Origin of the sequence: Streptomyces inhibens (assembly GCF_003389455.1) — a bacterium.
Classification (GTDB): Bacteria; Actinomycetota; Actinomycetes; order Streptomycetales; family Streptomycetaceae; genus Streptomyces; species Streptomyces inhibens.
Genome location: NZ_QUAC01000428.1, coordinates 1 through 14,161, shown reverse-complemented (window position 1 = coordinate 14,161; position 14,161 = coordinate 1). Strand labels below are relative to the sequence as shown.

The following is a 14,161-nucleotide window of genomic DNA, read 5'->3' as shown; positions in this document are numbered from 1 at the left end:
GGGGGCCGCTCCGCGGCGCCGCTCACCGCCCGCCGTCCCGCCCGGCGCCTTCGGACCGCGGCACCGGCTCCACGACCGGGCGCTCCGCACCGCTGCCGGGCCCTTCCGGCCCCTGAGGCGTGACGTTTCCTCTACGGCCCCGCACCACCCCCGGCTCCGCATCCGCGGCCGTCACCAGCTCCGGATGCCAGCCGTACCGGTCGAGCGACGCCGCCAGCGCCCGGACCATTCGCGGATCGAACTGCGCGCCGGCGCACTTGCGCAGCTCCGCGACCGCCACCGGCACCGGCCGGGCCCGGCTGTAGGAGCGCGTCGAGGTCATCGCGTCGAAGGCATCGGCGACCGCGACCACCCGGGCGAACTCCGGGATGTGATGTCCCGCGAGTCCGTAGGGGTAGCCGCGGCCGTCCAGCCGTTCGTGGTGGTGCAGGATCGCCGCCCGTGCCTCCCCCAGGAAGCCGATGCCGCGCACGATCTCGTGGCCGTACTCGGGGTGCAGCTCGATGACCCGGCGCTCCTGTGGCGTCAGCGGCCCGTCCTTGCGCAACAGCCGGGTGGGCACGCCGAGTTTGCCGACGTCGTGCAGGATGCCGGCGAACCGGAGCACCTCCATCCGGTCCTCCGCCATGCCCAGCTCCCGGGCGATCATCACCGAGGCCCGCCCGACCCGTTCGCTGTGCCCGCGGGTGTAGCGGTCCTTGATGTCCACGGCCTGGACGAGGGCGCGGATGGTGGCCTGATGGGCGGCGCGTTCGCGGTGGTACCGGTCGAAGACCCAGCAGGAGAGGTACATCGGCAGCAGCACCAGCAGCGCCGCCGGCGGTCCGTACGAGCTGCGCCACAGGACCGCCATCATCAGCCCGGCGAGTCCGTGCACGAGGTGTGGTGCCAGCGAGCGGGTCACCAGCCCGCGCCAGGCGGTGCGTACGGGGTGCCGCTCGGCGGCGACCAGCACCCCGCCCTCCAGTGCCGCGAGCACCGCGCAGAAGGTGCCGGCGGCGGCCGCGGCCGGCAGCAGCAGAACGGGGAACTGCGGCGCGGACAGCGGGTGGTGGCCGAGGGCCCGGAAGATCTCGGCGGCGGCCCGGCAGGCCAGCGCCAGCTCGGCGGCGTGCCAGAGCCTGCGGGCGCCGGCCGAGCGCGCCCGGGCCGGTGCGATCAGCGCTCCGGGGACGGCGGCCAGCGCGGCCAGCGACGGCGGGAGCAGAAAGGCCCCGGCGAGCAGCACGGGGCTGGCCCATCCGGCCGGGAATCCGGGCGCTCCGTCGGCGCCCGTACCGGCCGTACCGCCGGTGTACGGTGCCCGGCTGCCCGGCGGCGGACAGCGGCGGACCTGTTCGCACAGTCCGTAGAGGGTGGCCAGGGCCAGGGTGCCGGTCCACGGGGCGCCGGCGCCGAGCCGTAAGGCGGGGGCGGCGCACAGCGCAGCGGCCAGGGCGGCGCAGCCGATATACCCTCGCGCGGCCGCCGGAAGTCCCCGCATCGCGCCCTCCTCACCATGCCCACCGCTCTCCCCCGGGCCCTGAAGGAGCAGGGGGATGCCCAGGGCGCCGCATCCGCAATGCGCCTGGGTCCGGTGAGAATAGAGGGGCCGCGGCGCCGGGGTGGGCGCATCAGCGGATCGGGCGGGACGAACCGCCCCGCCCCTCACCCCTTAGGGTGATCTGCCGCCTTATTCGGTCCGCGCGGCCTTGGCGCGTGCATCGGCGGAGCCGGTCGTCTCGGACGGGCCGGCCGCCGCCTCGGAAGGGCCGGTCGCCTCCTGGGAGCCGGCCGCGGCGGCGTCCGACTGCTCCCGCTGTGCCTGTTCCTGCTTGGCCTGTTCGAGCACGCTCACCTCGGGCACGGTCTCCCCGGCCCGGATGAGGTCGATCCGGCCCATGACCTTGGAGCGCAGATCGGTGGGGACGTCGTCATGGCCGCAGCAGCGCTTGACGAGCTTCTTGACGGCCTGCTCCAGGCCGTACTTCTCCAGGCACGGCGAGCATTCGTCGAGATGCACCTGGAACTCTGCGCACTCCCCGGCGGGCATCTCCCGGTCGAGATACTCATAGAGGTGATCAAGGACCTCTGAGCAGTCCTTCTCGTGCGGCTCTCCGCAGCTCATGATCCTGAGCCTTTCCGGTCGTGCGACTCCGACGTGCGCGCGGCCTGCGGGTCCGCGGCCGCTGCCCCCGCCGGGACCAGCCCGCGCTCACGGGCGTAATCCTCCAGCATGCCGCGCAGTTGGCGCCGGCCGCGGTGCAGACGGGACATCACCGTGCCGATGGGTGTCCCCATGATGTCCGCGATCTCCTTGTACGCAAAGCCCTCGACATCCGCCAGGTAGACCGCGATACGGAATTCCTCGGGGATCGCCTGGAGCGCGGCCTTCACGTCCGAGTCGGGGAGGTGGTCGAGTGCCTGCGACTCGGCGGAGCGCAGCCCCGTCGACATGTGCGACTCGGCGCGCGCCAGCTGCCAGTCCTCGATCTCCTCCGCGGCACTGCGCTGGGGTTCGCGCTGCTTCTTGCGGTAGGAGTTGATGAAGGTGTTCGTGAGGATGCGGTACAGCCACGCCTTGAGGTTGGTGCCTTCCCGGAACTGATGGAAGGACGCATACGCCTTTGCGTACATCTCCTGCACCAGGTCCTCCGCGTCGGCCGGATTGCGCGTCATGCGCAGCGCGGCGGAGTACATCTGGTCCAGGAAGGTGAGCGCGTCCCGCTCGAAGCGCGCATTGCGCTCGGCCGCACTCTCCTGCCGGCCCGCGGACATCTCCTCAGCCGTGCCGTCGGTCCCTGCGTCGGTACCGGTGACCGGACCCACCTCCTCCAACAGCGTCACGGATCCGGAAACGGACCCACTCGAATCGGAGAATAGACGACGATCCGGTGCCGCCGCCGCTCCAGCCAGGGCGGGCTGCGTCACCTGCATCTGCGACCACGGCAGGTCAGCGGCCGGGCGGGCCATGCAAGCGATTCCCATGCGGCGGACTCCCATTCCTCATGCTTCGCTGGACGTACTCGACTACCTACGACAGCCTCAACAGCCTCACCCGCCGCGTCATTCCCGGGCCGACCCCCGAATTTCTCTGTCGCATTCTCCGGCGGACGGCTTGACAAACCCGGTTGCCGCTTCGGCAATAGAGGGGTGAACGACAACGCGTACGCACGGGTACTCGCGGAGGTGGGCCCGCGGCTGCGGAGGCTGCGCCAGGAGCGCGGGGTGACGCTCACCGCACTGTCCGGGGCGACCGGTATCTCGGTGAGCACGCTGTCGCGGCTGGAGTCCGGCGGCCGCAAGGCCACCCTCGAACTGCTGCTGCCGCTGGCGCATGCCCATCAGGTGCCGCTGGACGAGCTGGTGGGGGCGCCGGAGGTCGGTGATCCACGGGTGCGCACGGTGCCGGTGCGCAACGGGCCCATGACCGTGCTGCCGCTGACCCGCCAGCCGGCCGCGCTCCAGGCGTTCAAGCTGGTCCTGGACCCGGTCGGCGGCCCGCCGGAGCAGCGTACGCACGAGGGCTACGAGTGGCTGTACGTCCTGTCCGGGCGGCTGCGGCTGCTGCTCGCCGACCGCGATGTGGAGCTGCGGGCCGGGGAGGCGGCGGAGTTCGACACCCGGCTGCCGCACTGGTTCGGGCCCGCGGGCGACGAGCCGGTGGAGGTGCTGAGCCTCTTCGGCCGGCAGGGCGAACGGATGCATGTGCGCGCCCGTCCGCGCGGGCAGGCCGGCTGACCGTGCCGGCCGGTGCCGCGGCCCGGTCGGCGCTCAGCCGAACATCTCGTCCAGCCACGCCACCACCGCGTCCGTGATCACGGCCATCGACTCCGGCTCGCCGACGCCCGCCTTCTTCGGCACCGCGAAGCCGTGGTCACCGTGTGCCACCTCGGCGATCCGGGTCCCCTGCGGAAACTCCGCGGGCCGCCCGAACGGGTCCCGGCCGCCCTGGACGACCAGCGTCGGCACCCCGGCGCCGGTCAGCTCGTCCACCCGGGACTTCTCCGGCCTGCCCGGCGGGTGCAGCGGGAAACTGAGCGCAAGTACGGCATGTGCGCCCAGTTCGCGCGCCGTACGGCAGGCCACCCGGGCGCCCGCGCTGCGGCCGCCGGCGACCACCGGCAGCCCCGGCTTCTCCAGCGCCGGCCACAGCGCGGTCCATCCGGAATCCAGGGTTTTCGGCGCGGGCGCCAGCTTCTTGCCCGCCACCCGCCACGGCTGCTCGACCAGCGCCACGGTGTAGCCGCGGGCCGGCAGCGCGGCCGCCAGGGCCCGCAGATCGCGCGCCTCGATGCCACCACCGGCGCCATGGCTCACGGCCACCACGGCCCGCGCCGGCTTCGCGTCGCGGTACCAGGTGATCCGGGCGTCGCCCGCCGGCGTCCCGACCGTCTCCGTCTCCATCGCCCCTGTGCTCATGCCGAAACCTCGCTTCACTCGGCCTCGCATTCGCAAGGCGCGCACCTTTCCATGACTCTCTCGCTGCGCTCGCTCATGCCGAAACCCCGCTTCACTCGGTCGCAAGGCGCGCTGCGCTCGCTCATGCGCCCATCCTGCCCGCGCGGGGCCAGGAAGGGCACCGCAGCACGCCAGAGCCCGGGGTACGCCGTGACCGCCGGGCCGGATCAGAACAGCGTGCCGACCTCGGGGCCGTCGAGCTCGGCGATCAGCTCGGGCCCGTTGTTGCGGACGTTGCTGACGTCGGTCGGAACGGGATAGGCGCGCATCAGCCCGGCCGGCGGCGGCGCCAGCAGCGCGGTCAGCTCGTCGGGGTCGTTGCGGGCCGGGTCGAGCCAGGCGTCCCAGCGGTCCGGCGTCAGCACCAGCGGCATCCGGGGGTGGATGTCGGCCAGCGACTGCGGGCCCTCGCCGCCGGTGGCCCCGGCCAGCGGTGTGGTCTCGGCCTCGGTGGTCACGACCGTGCAGGTCACCCACCAGGCCAGGGGGTGGTCGCCGGGCAGCGTCCGGTCCCGCCAGAACTCGTACAGCCCGGCCATCGCCATCACGGAGCCGTCCGCGGGCGTCACGAAGTACGGCTGCTTGCGGGGCCGCTTCTTCCTGCCCTGCTCCTCCAGCTGCCGTTCCGCGGCGTCGGTGACCCACTCGAAGTAGCCGTCGCCGGGGAGCAGACAGCGGCGGGCCGCGAAGGCCTGCCGGAAGGACGGCTTCTCATGCACCGTCTCGGCCCGCGCATTGATCATCTTCGCCGCGGCCTCGGGTGATTTCGACCACGACGGGACCAGGCCCCACTTCAGCGTCCGCAGCTGGCGCACCGGGCCCGGCGGGAAACCGGCCGCCGCCTCGCCCTTGAGGGGACGTTCGAGCACCGCGTGCACGGTGTCCGTCGGAGCGACGTTCCAACTGGGCGCCAAGGTCTCCTTCGGCTCCCACTGCTCAACGCCGAACAGCCCCACCAGGTCCTCGGGGCGTCGGCTCGCTGCATACCTACCGCACATGCATGCCACACTGCCATGCCACACGAAGGGGAGACATGGACACCGACCACCTCACCGACATATGGGGCCGAGTCTTCGGGACCCAGCCCGCCCCGTCGATCTGGCTGGTGATCGTCACAGCGGTGCTCGCGCTGGGCGCCATCGTCCCGCACACCGCCTGGCGGCTGTCGCGGAACGCCGTCACCATCGCGCACGAGGGCGGGCACGGGCTGATCGCACTGCTCACCGGCCGCCGTCTGGACGGCATCCGGCTGCACTCGGACACCTCGGGCCTGACCGTTTCGCGTGGCAAGCCGACCGGTCTCGGCATGGTCCTGACCGCCGCGGCCGGCTATATCGCACCGTCCCTGCTGGGTCTGGCGGGCGCCGCGCTGCTCGCCGCGGGGCACATCACGGCGCTGCTGTGGGGCGCCACCGCGCTGCTCCTGGCGATGCTGATCATGATCCGTAACGCCTATGGCGTACTCACCGTCGTGCTGTCCGGCGCCGCGTTCCTGCTGGTCTCCTGGCTGACGACGGCGGATGTGCAGGCGGCGTTCGCGTATGCGGTGGTGTGGTTCCTGCTGCTGGGCGGGGTACGGCCGCCGTTCGAGGTGCAGGGCAAGCGGCGCCGGGGCGGAGCGGTGGATTCCGATCCGGACCAGCTGGCCCGCCTGACCCATGTCCCGGCGGCCGTCTGGCTCGGCCTCTTCCATGTGGTGACGCTGTGCTCCCTGATAGGCGGCGGACGCTGGATGCTCGGCCTCTGACGTCAACCGCGTCCGGTTCCGATACTCCAGCGCCCGGTATTTCCGCCGGATTTGCGCTACTAGCACGCGAGCGCGTTATCAGTGCCGTGTTTCGCATAGGTTGCGCCACTTTTGATCAAGATCGGCACCCTTGCCCAGCCATTAAAGTAAGGGCATGACCGAGAGCCCCGCACACCCCGCCCTGTGGCCCGCCCCCCTCGCCTCCGGGGCGGTCGACGCAACCGTCACCGTGCCCGGCTCCAAATCGGTCACCAACCGCGGCCTCGTACTGGCCGCCCTGTCCTCCGAGCCCGGCTGGCTGCGCCGCCCGCTGCGCTCCCGCGACACGCTCCTGATGGCCGAGGCCCTGCGCACCATGGGCGTCGGCATCGAGGAGACCGCCTCCTCCAGCTCCGCCGGCTCCGCGGACGCCGCCGATCAGCCCGGTGGCGGTGAGGCCTGGCGGATCATCCCGGCAGGGCTGCACGGCCCGGCCACCATCGACGTCGGCAATGCCGGAACGGTCATGCGCTTCCTGCCGCCGGTCGCCGCGCTCGCCGACGGCCCGATCCGCTTCGACGGCGACCCGCGCTCCTACGAGCGCCCGCTCGGCGGCGTCATCGACGCGCTGCGCACCCTGGGCGCCCGGATCGACGACGACAACCGCGGTGCGCTGCCGATGACGGTCTTCGGCGGCGGCGCCCTGGACGGCGGCCCGGTCGAGATCGACGCGTCCTCGTCCTCCCAGTTCGTCAGCGCCCTGCTGCTGTCCGCGCCGCGCTTCAACCAGGGCGTCGAGGTCCGGCACGTCGGCGCGGCGCTGCCCTCCATGCCGCACATCCGGATGACCGTCGACATGCTGCGCAGCGTCGGCGCGCAGGTGGACACCCCGGAGGCGGGCGGCGAGCCGAATGTCTGGCGGGTCACGCCGGGCGCGCTGCTCGGCCGCGATCTGGTCGTCGAGCCGGATCTGTCCAACGCCCAGCCGTTCCTGGCCGCCGCGCTGGTCACCGGCGGCCGGGTCACCATCCCGGACTGGCCCGAGCACACCACCCAGCCCGGTGACGCACTGCGCGAGATCTTCACCACCATGGGCGGCTCCTGCGAGCTGACCGACCACGGCCTGACCTTCACCGGCAGCGGCCGCATCCACGGCATCGACGTCGACCTGAGCGAGGTCGGCGAGCTGACCCCGGGCATCGCCGCGGTCGCCGCGCTGGCCGACTCCCCCTCCACACTGCGCGGGGTGGCGCACCTGCGGCTGCACGAAACCGACCGGCTGGCCGCGCTCACCAAGGAGCTCAACGAGCTCGGCGGCGATGTCACCGAGACCGCGGACGGTCTGCACATCCGGCCGCGCCCCCTGCACGGCGGGATCTTCCACACGTACGAGGACCACCGGCTGGCCACCGCGGCGGCCATCATCGGCCTGGCCGTCGAGGGCGTGGAGGTGGAGAACGTCGCCACCACCGCCAAGACCCTGCCCGACTTCCCCGCGATGTGGACGGACATGCTCGATCCCGCGGCCGTCCCCGCCCGGAGAGTCTGAGGGGTATCGCCGCCATGCGCCGCTACGGCAAGAACCCCGATGAGGACGACATCCGTGTCCGCCCCAACCCCAAGGGCAACCGCCCCCGTACGAACATCCGCCCCAAGCACGAGGACGCCGGCGAGGGCCTGGTCCTGACCGTCGACCGCGGCCGGCTGACCTGCCTCATCGAGGGCCGTACGGTCACCGCGATGAAGGCCCGCGAACTGGGCCGCAAGAGCGCGGTGGTCGGTGACCGGGTCGCCGTCGTCGGCGATCTGACCGGCACCAAGGACACCCTCGCCCGGATCGTCCGGGTCGAGCCGCGCAGCTCGACACTGCGCCGTACGGCCGATGACGACGACCCGTACGAGCGGGTCGTGGTCGCCAACGCCGACCAGCTCGCGATCGTCACCGCACTCGCCGACCCCGAACCGCGCCCCCGGCTCATCGACCGCTGTCTGGTCGCCGCCTACGACGCGGGCCTCGACCCGCTGCTGGTGCTGACCAAGTCCGATCTGGCGTCCGCGGACGCCCTGTTGGAGTCCTACGGCGCGCTCGGTGTCCCCTACCTCGTCACCAACCGCGACGAACTCACCGACGGCAGCGCCGCCGAGCGGGTCAGGGCGACGCTGACGGGCCGTATGACGGCGTTCGTCGGGCACTCCGGCGTGGGAAAGACGACCCTGGTCAACGCGCTGGTCCCGGAGCGCCGTCGGGCCACCGGACATGTCAATGCGGTCACCGGCCGCGGCCGGCACACCACCACCTCCGCGCTGGCGCTGCCGCTGCCCGGCGACTCGGGCTGGGTGATCGACACCCCGGGAGTCCGCTCCTTCGGGCTGCACCACGTCGACCCGTCCCGGGTCATCCTCGCCTTCCCCGACCTCGTCCCGGGCACCGCCGAATGCCCGCGCGCCTGCAGCCACGACGAACCGGACTGTGCGCTGGACGCATGGGTCACCGACGGCCACGCCGATCCGGCCCGCCTCTATTCGCTGCGCCGTCTGCTGGCCACCCGCGAACGACGCGAGGGCGACTGACCGCCGACGTTTGCCGCCGCCCGTCCGAGGTAAATGCATAATCACACCAAGGCCGGCGAACTGGTCACCAGGCCCTGATCGCCCGGACGGGGCCCCAGATGAGCGAGACGAAGTCCCGTCGTCACTCATCCAGCTGACGGAGGCAATGGGTCATGGCGTGGCTGCTGGTCGTGGTGGCGGGGATCCTGGAGACCGGCTTCGCGGTCTGCCTCAAGCTCTCGCACGGCTTCACCCGCCTCTTCCCGACCATCGCCTTCGCGGCCTTCGCCCTCGGCAGCTTCGGCCTGCTGACGCTGGCGCTGCGCAAGCTCGACGTCGGCCCGGCGTACGCGGTGTGGACCGGCATCGGCGCGGCCGGTACGGCGATCTACGGCATGGTCTTCCTCGGTGACCTGGTCTCCACCCTGAAGATCGTCTCCATCACGATGGTCATCGTGGGCGTGATCGGGCTGCAACTGTCCGGCTCGGCGCACTGAGGACCGGCCCCGTCCTCCTCTGCCTCCGTACGGCCTTTGCCACCATGACGGTCCGTCAGCCCCCGTCGCCCGGCTCCGTACCGCCCGGCAGCTGGGCGAAGGCACCCCGTACGAGCCGGGACACCGCCTCCGTCTCCGCCTCCGGGCGGGTGCGCCGTGCCGGTACGCGTCCCGGTTCCGGCGCCGCCGCCGCCGCCACCGGGGCGACCACACAGGACAGCGTCAACCGCGCCGCGGTCTCGCAGACGCTGCCCAGCGCCGGCAGCTCTTCCTTGGGCCAGCCGGGCTCCAGCGCGGCGACCGCCTGATCACAGAACCGGCCGACGAGTTCGGCGGGCCCCGGCAGCGGCCCCTCACCCGACGACGCGGCACGCTGCGCGGGTACCCCGGCCCGGGCGGCCCGTAGGGGCGCGGGGTCCGGCGACGCCCCCGACGGGGTCGGCAGCCGGTCGCCCCAGCAGCCGGTCAGCGCGGCCCTGACCAGGGGGTTGGCGCGTGCGGTACGCAGTGTCCAGGCGGCCGCCGCCACCACCCGGGCCGCCGCATCGCCCCGCGTCCCGGCGGCCGGGGCGCCGCCCCGGGCCAGCGCCCTGGCGACCCCGGCGAGGTAGTTGTCGGTCTCCCGGCGGACCAGGGCCCGGGCCAGCCCCTCCTTGCTGCCGAACTCGTTGTAGAGCGTCTGCCGGGAGACCCCGGCCGCCGCCGCGACATCGACCATCCGTACGGCCGCCCAGGCCCGGTTCGCGAGCGCCGTATAAGCGGCATCCAGCAAGGATTCACGCGCTGCGGGCATCCATCGCCTCCCCTGCCGCCGGCCCAGGTGGCCGGTGTGCGCACAGAATTGACGCGGTATCAGGCACTGTCAAGGGTCGTCGCAGCAAGCGCTCACCCGCCGGACGGGGGTGCCACACGCCGGGCCGGGCATGGCCATGTGGCTCCTGCGTATACCAATGGATACTGTTCGCACATGCCCGACTATCACGATGATCTTCGCCTCGGCCATGTACTCGCGGACGCCGCGGACGCCGCCACCATGGAGCGGTTCAAGGCGCTCGACCTCAAGGTCGAGACCAAACCGGACATGACTCCGGTGAGCGAGGCGGACAAGGCCGCCGAGGAGCTGATCCGCGGCCAGCTCCAGCGGGCCCGGCCACGTGACGCGGTGCTCGGCGAGGAGTTCGGCAGCGAGGGGGCGGGGCCGCGCCGCTGGATCATCGACCCGATCGACGGCACGAAGAACTATGTCCGCGGGGTGCCGGTCTGGGCGACGCTGATCGCGCTGATGGAGCGCGGCGAGGGCGGCGACCGCCCGGTGGTGGGCATCGTCTCCGCACCGGCGCTCAACCGGCGCTGGTGGGCCGCGGAGGGCCTGGGGGCCTTCACCGGCCGCAGTCTGACCTCCGCTAGCCGGCTACAGGTCTCGAAGGTCGGCCGTATCCAGGACGCCTCGTTCGCGTACTCCTCGCTGACCGGCTGGGAGGAGCGCGGCAAGCTGCCCGGCTTCCTCGATCTGTCCCGGGACTGCTGGCGCACCCGGGCCTACGGCGACTTCTGGCCGTACATGCTGGTCGCCGAGGGCGCGGTCGACATCTGCGCGGAGCCGGAGCTCTCGCTGTGGGACATGGCGGCCTGTGCGGTGGTCGTGAAGGAGGCCGGCGGGCAGTTCTCCGGCCTGGACGGCAAGCCGGGCCCGCACAGCGGTAATGCGGCGGCCTCCAACGGTCTGCTGCACGAGGATCTGCTGAGCTATCTCGGCGACGCCAAGCACTGACCTGCGACGGGGCGGGTATTCGGACAACCGTCCAACACTTGCCCCTTGTTGCATCCACGGAGGCATGTGAACATGAGAACCCCCCACTTTGTGAACTTGTGAATTCCTTCGCAAGGCACATTCACCAAGGAGGTGGCTCCACTCCATGCCCATGCACGTCAAAGACGCCATGAGCACGGTGGTCCTCACCATCGGGCCCGCTCACACCCTCCGCCAGGCGGCACAGCTGATGGCGGCCCGCCGCATCGGCGCGGCCGTGGTCCTCGACAACGACAACAGCGGCATCGGCATCCTCACCGAGCGCGACATCCTCAATTCGCTCGGCGCGGGCGAGGACCCCGACCGGGAGACCGCCCAGACCCACACCACCTCGGACGTGGTTTTCGCCGCTCCGGACTGGACCCTGGACGATGCCGCGGACGCCATGGTGCGCGGCGGTTTCCGCCATCTGATCGTGCTGAACGACCACGAACCGGTCGGCGTCGTGTCCGTACGCGACATCATCCGCTGCTGGTCGACCGCCGCGGAGCGGGCTCGCGCCGTACCCGCCTGAGCCGCGAACGCCCCAGAGACCGGACGCACGAAGAGGCCGGAGCCCCATGGCATCCGGCCTCTTCGGTTTGTACGGCAAGCAGCGCTTGAGCAACCCCCACGGCGAGCAACCACTTCCGCGAAAGCGGCGGCGGCTTAGCCGCAAAGGGGTGTCAGCCGCGCAGGGCCTGGACCGCGGCTTCCAGCCGCTTGCCGTAGTCCGCATCCGCCTTGCGGAAGTTCTCGATCGCCCGCTGGGCGATGTCGTCGCGGGAGACCTGGGAGATGAAGCCCGCCAGGTTGTTGATCAGGCGCTCCTTCTCGTCCTCCGACATCAGGCGGTAGAGGTTGCCGGCCTGCACGAAGTCGTCGTCCTCGGCGTGTGAGGGCGCCACGTGATCGCCGGTCGCGCCGGTCACGGGGGCCGGCTGCCACAGCGGCCGGCCGGTCTCGATCGGGCCGCCGAAGCTGTTGGGCTCGTAGTTCTTCTGCCCGCCGTGGCGGCCGTCGTAGAGCGCGCCGTCCCGGCCGTGGCTGCGCGCCTCGGTGGCGTGCGGGCGGTTGACCGGCAGGTGGTCGGCGTTGATGCCGACGCGGTAGCGGTGCGCGTCACCGTAGGCGAAGAGGCGGCCCTGGAGCATCTTGTCAGGGGACGGCCCGATGCCCGGCACGAAGTGGTGCGGGGAGAAGATCGACTGCTCGACCTCCGCGAAGATGTTCTGCGGGTTGCGGTTGAGCTCCAGCTTGCCGATCTCGATCGGCGGGTAGTCCTCGTGCGGCCAGACCTTGGTCAGGTCGAACGGGTTGAAGCGGTAGTTCGCCGCCTCCTGCGCAGGCATGATCTGCACCTGCACGGTCCAGGTCGGGAAGTCGCCCCGCTCGATGGCCGTACGCAGGTCACGCTGGTGGCTGTCCGGGTCCTGGCCGGCAAGGACCGCGGCCTCTTCCGAGGTCAGATTCTCGATGCCCTGGTCGGTCTTGAAGTGGTACTTGACCCAGAAGACCTCGCCGGCGTCGTTGTTCCACTGGAAGGTGTGCGAGCCGTAGCCGTTGAGGTGGCGGTACGAGGCGGGTATGCCGCGGTCGCCGAACAGCCAGGTGACCTGGTGGGTCGACTCGGGCGAGAGGCCCCAGAAGTCCCAGACGTTGTCCGCCTCCTGCGAGCCGGTGTACGGGTCGCGCTTCTGGGTGTGGATGAAGTCGGGGAACTTGATGGCGTCCTTGATGAAGAACACCGGGGTGTTGTTGCCGACGAGGTCGTAATTGCCCTCTTCGGTGTAGAACTTCAGCGCAAAGCCGCGGGGGTCACGCACCGCGTCGGCCGCACCGAGGTTGCCCGCGACGGTGGAGAAGCGCAGGAAGGTCTCGGTCTGCTTGCCGACCTCGGAGAGGAACTTGGCGCGGGTGTACTTGGTCACGTCCGCGGTCACCGTGAACGTGCCGTACGCGCCGGCGCCGCGGGCGTGCACGATGCGCTCCGGGATGCGCTCACGGTTGAAGTGCGCGAGCTTCTCGATCAGGAGCTGGTCCTGGATGAGGCCGGGGCCGCCGATGCCGGCCGTCTCGCTGTTCTGGTTGTCCCCGACCGGAGCCCCGGACTCCGTGGTCAGCGGTCCGGTGGTGCTCTCTACCGACACGTGCGCCTCCTGAAAGTCTTCTACACCTGCCCTTGGCTTGCGCCGATCACGATCCTACATTGGACAATGTCTAAGTCAAGAAGCGCCCGAAACTCGTACACAATCCGGTGATGGACCGGCCACTGCTACCCTGGCTCTATCTGACTGATAGGTGATTGGCATGAGTGACCTGCTGGAACGGCTCCGGGGACGCGGCTGGCGGCTGACCGCGCAGCGACGCGTTGTCGCCGAGGTCCTCGACGGGGACCACGTCCACTACACCGCCGATGAAGTGCACGCGCTGGCGTCCGACCGGCTTCCCGAGATCTCCCGCGCCACGGTCTACAACACCCTGGGTGAGCTGGTCTCGCTCGGCGAGGTGATCGAGGTGAGCACGGACGGCCGGGCCAAGCGCTACGACCCCAACGCCCACCACGACCACCAGCACCTCGTCTGCTCGCAGTGCGGCACGATCCGCGATGTGCACGTCCAGGGCGACCCGCTCTCCGCCCTGCCCGAGCCGGAGCGCTACGGCTTCCAGGTCTCCGAGGTCACCGTGACCTACCGGGGCATCTGCCCCCACTGCAACTCCACCTCCTGACGCACCCGGGCACCGGGGCCCCCGTCCGGGCCACCCCCCACAACGCCACCCGCCCGGCCCCGCACTCCGCACACCACCCCAGCCCGCGCCCACCCGGCCGCGGGCTTTTCCGTGCGCCCTGAGAGCACCGAAGGCCGACGCCCTCGCGGCGACCGGCTCCCTCTCGCGCCCGTACGGCACCCGCATCCCCCGCCCGTACGGCACCCGCGCCTCCTGCCCGTACGGCCAACCGCACCTCCCGCCGGTACGGCACCCGCACCTCCCGCCCGTACGACCACCCGCACCTCCCGCCCGTACGACCACCCACAGCTCCCGCCGGTACGGCACCCGCAGCTCCCGCCCGTACGACCACCCACGCACGCCCGGACCATCACCCTTCGGCGCCTCCCCCAAGCGCTCCCCACCCCTCCCGGCGCTCTCCCCCGCCCC

Annotated in this window: 15 protein-coding genes; 8 read left to right on the top strand and 7 right to left on the bottom strand. The window is 71.5% G+C overall.

Annotated elements, in window-relative coordinates; translation table 11 throughout:
- Positions 1-22: 22 nt before the first annotated feature.
- From DY245_RS37345 to DY245_RS37335, 3 genes are all read right to left on the bottom strand, one after another.
- Complete coding sequence (locus DY245_RS37345; protein WP_128511537.1) at positions 23-1,483, bottom strand: HD-GYP domain-containing protein; 1,461 nt, start codon at positions 1,481-1,483, stop codon at positions 23-25.
- A gap of 189 nt (positions 1,484-1,672) precedes the next feature.
- Positions 1,673-2,107, bottom strand: coding sequence for a mycothiol system anti-sigma-R factor (gene rsrA / locus DY245_RS37340; protein ID WP_128511536.1), 435 nt, complete (start codon positions 2,105-2,107; stop codon positions 1,673-1,675).
- Positions 2,104-2,808, bottom strand: coding sequence for a sigma-70 family RNA polymerase sigma factor (locus DY245_RS37335; protein WP_220377991.1), 705 nt, complete (start codon positions 2,806-2,808; stop codon positions 2,104-2,106). Before DY245_RS37335 ends, rsrA begins: the two co-directional genes overlap by 4 nt.
- Before the next feature lie 324 nt (positions 2,809-3,132).
- Between DY245_RS37335 and DY245_RS37330 the strand changes: the two genes are divergently transcribed.
- Complete coding sequence (locus tag DY245_RS37330) at positions 3,133-3,720, top strand: helix-turn-helix domain-containing protein (RefSeq protein ID WP_128511534.1); 588 nt, start codon at positions 3,133-3,135, stop codon at positions 3,718-3,720.
- 33 nt (positions 3,721-3,753) lie between these two features.
- Here the strand turns inward: DY245_RS37330 and DY245_RS37325 are convergent, their stop codons facing one another.
- Together DY245_RS37325 and DY245_RS37320 are read right to left on the bottom strand one after the other, a co-directional pair.
- Positions 3,754-4,386 carry an alpha/beta hydrolase family protein gene (locus DY245_RS37325; protein WP_128511539.1) on the bottom strand — a complete coding sequence of 211 codons (633 nt, stop codon included), beginning with the start codon at positions 4,384-4,386 and terminating at the stop codon, positions 3,754-3,756.
- A 221-nt stretch (positions 4,387-4,607) separates the two neighbouring features.
- Positions 4,608-5,438 (bottom strand): SOS response-associated peptidase, encoded by an 831-nt coding sequence (locus tag DY245_RS37320; protein ID WP_128511533.1) that lies wholly within the window; start codon positions 5,436-5,438, stop codon positions 4,608-4,610.
- A 35-nt stretch (positions 5,439-5,473) separates the two neighbouring features.
- On the opposite strand from DY245_RS37320, the gene DY245_RS37315 reads away from it, so the two are divergent.
- The 4 genes from DY245_RS37315 (at position 5,474) to DY245_RS37300 (ending at position 9,213) form a co-directional block, all read left to right on the top strand.
- A complete protein-coding gene (locus DY245_RS37315; RefSeq protein ID WP_128511532.1) occupies positions 5,474-6,187 on the top strand; it encodes a M50 family metallopeptidase in 714 nt (237 codons plus the stop codon).
- Positions 6,188-6,341: 154 nt separating this feature from the next.
- Positions 6,342-7,715, top strand: a complete 1,374-nt coding sequence (gene aroA, locus DY245_RS37310) for a 3-phosphoshikimate 1-carboxyvinyltransferase (RefSeq protein ID WP_128511531.1) — start codon at positions 6,342-6,344, stop codon at positions 7,713-7,715.
- Positions 7,716-7,729: 14 nt separating this feature from the next.
- Complete coding sequence (gene rsgA / locus DY245_RS37305) at positions 7,730-8,737, top strand: ribosome small subunit-dependent GTPase A (RefSeq protein WP_128511530.1); 1,008 nt, start codon at positions 7,730-7,732, stop codon at positions 8,735-8,737.
- A gap of 152 nt (positions 8,738-8,889) precedes the next feature.
- Positions 8,890-9,213, top strand: a complete 324-nt coding sequence (locus tag DY245_RS37300) for a DMT family transporter (protein WP_128511529.1) — start codon at positions 8,890-8,892, stop codon at positions 9,211-9,213.
- 55 nt (positions 9,214-9,268) lie between these two features.
- On the opposite strand, the gene DY245_RS37295 is transcribed toward DY245_RS37300, so the two are convergent.
- A complete protein-coding gene (locus tag DY245_RS37295) occupies positions 9,269-10,006 on the bottom strand; it encodes a TetR/AcrR family transcriptional regulator (RefSeq protein ID WP_128511528.1) in 738 nt (245 codons plus the stop codon).
- Positions 10,007-10,180: 174 nt separating this feature from the next.
- On the opposite strand from DY245_RS37295, the gene hisN reads away from it, so the two are divergent.
- Positions 10,181-10,984, top strand: coding sequence for a histidinol-phosphatase (gene hisN, locus DY245_RS37290; protein WP_128511527.1), 804 nt, complete (start codon positions 10,181-10,183; stop codon positions 10,982-10,984).
- Positions 10,985-11,135: 151 nt separating this feature from the next.
- Positions 11,136-11,537: a CBS domain-containing protein gene (locus tag DY245_RS37285; protein WP_128511538.1), complete on the top strand. Its 402-nt coding sequence runs from the start codon at positions 11,136-11,138 to the stop codon at positions 11,535-11,537.
- Between the two features lie 151 nt (positions 11,538-11,688).
- Here the strand turns inward: DY245_RS37285 and DY245_RS37280 are convergent, their stop codons facing one another.
- The gene (locus tag DY245_RS37280) at positions 11,689-13,152 is read right to left on the bottom strand and encodes a catalase (RefSeq protein WP_128511526.1); all 1,464 of its coding nucleotides are present in this window, start codon (positions 13,150-13,152) and stop codon (positions 11,689-11,691) included.
- A gap of 160 nt (positions 13,153-13,312) precedes the next feature.
- Between DY245_RS37280 and DY245_RS37275 the strand changes: the two genes are divergently transcribed.
- A complete protein-coding gene (locus tag DY245_RS37275) occupies positions 13,313-13,732 on the top strand; it encodes a Fur family transcriptional regulator (RefSeq protein ID WP_128511525.1) in 420 nt (139 codons plus the stop codon).
- The last annotated feature ends 429 nt before the right edge of the window (positions 13,733-14,161 follow it).

Excerpts from the sequence above, each read along its gene's own strand:
- DY245_RS37320 (WP_128511533.1), bottom strand. The coding sequence starts at position 5,438 with ATGTGCGGTAGGTATGCAGCGAGCCGACGCCCCGAGGACCTGGTGGGG.
- aroA (WP_128511531.1), top strand. The coding sequence starts at position 6,342 with ATGACCGAGAGCCCCGCACACCCCGCCCTGTGGCCCGCCCCCCTCGCC.
- DY245_RS37325 (WP_128511539.1), bottom strand. The coding sequence starts at position 4,386 with ATGGAGACGGAGACGGTCGGGACGCCGGCGGGCGACGCCCGGATCACC.
- DY245_RS37275 (WP_128511525.1), top strand. The coding sequence starts at position 13,313 with ATGAGTGACCTGCTGGAACGGCTCCGGGGACGCGGCTGGCGGCTGACC.
- DY245_RS37285 (WP_128511538.1), top strand. The coding sequence starts at position 11,136 with ATGCACGTCAAAGACGCCATGAGCACGGTGGTCCTCACCATCGGGCCC.
- hisN (WP_128511527.1), top strand. The coding sequence starts at position 10,181 with ATGCCCGACTATCACGATGATCTTCGCCTCGGCCATGTACTCGCGGAC.
- rsrA (WP_128511536.1), bottom strand. The coding sequence starts at position 2,107 with ATGAGCTGCGGAGAGCCGCACGAGAAGGACTGCTCAGAGGTCCTTGAT.
- DY245_RS37315 (WP_128511532.1), top strand. The coding sequence starts at position 5,474 with ATGGACACCGACCACCTCACCGACATATGGGGCCGAGTCTTCGGGACC.
- DY245_RS37295 (WP_128511528.1), bottom strand. The coding sequence starts at position 10,006 with ATGCCCGCAGCGCGTGAATCCTTGCTGGATGCCGCTTATACGGCGCTC.
- DY245_RS37300 (WP_128511529.1), top strand. The coding sequence starts at position 8,890 with ATGGCGTGGCTGCTGGTCGTGGTGGCGGGGATCCTGGAGACCGGCTTC.
- DY245_RS37345 (WP_128511537.1), bottom strand. The coding sequence starts at position 1,483 with ATGCGGGGACTTCCGGCGGCCGCGCGAGGGTATATCGGCTGCGCCGCC.
- rsgA (WP_128511530.1), top strand. The coding sequence starts at position 7,730 with ATGCGCCGCTACGGCAAGAACCCCGATGAGGACGACATCCGTGTCCGC.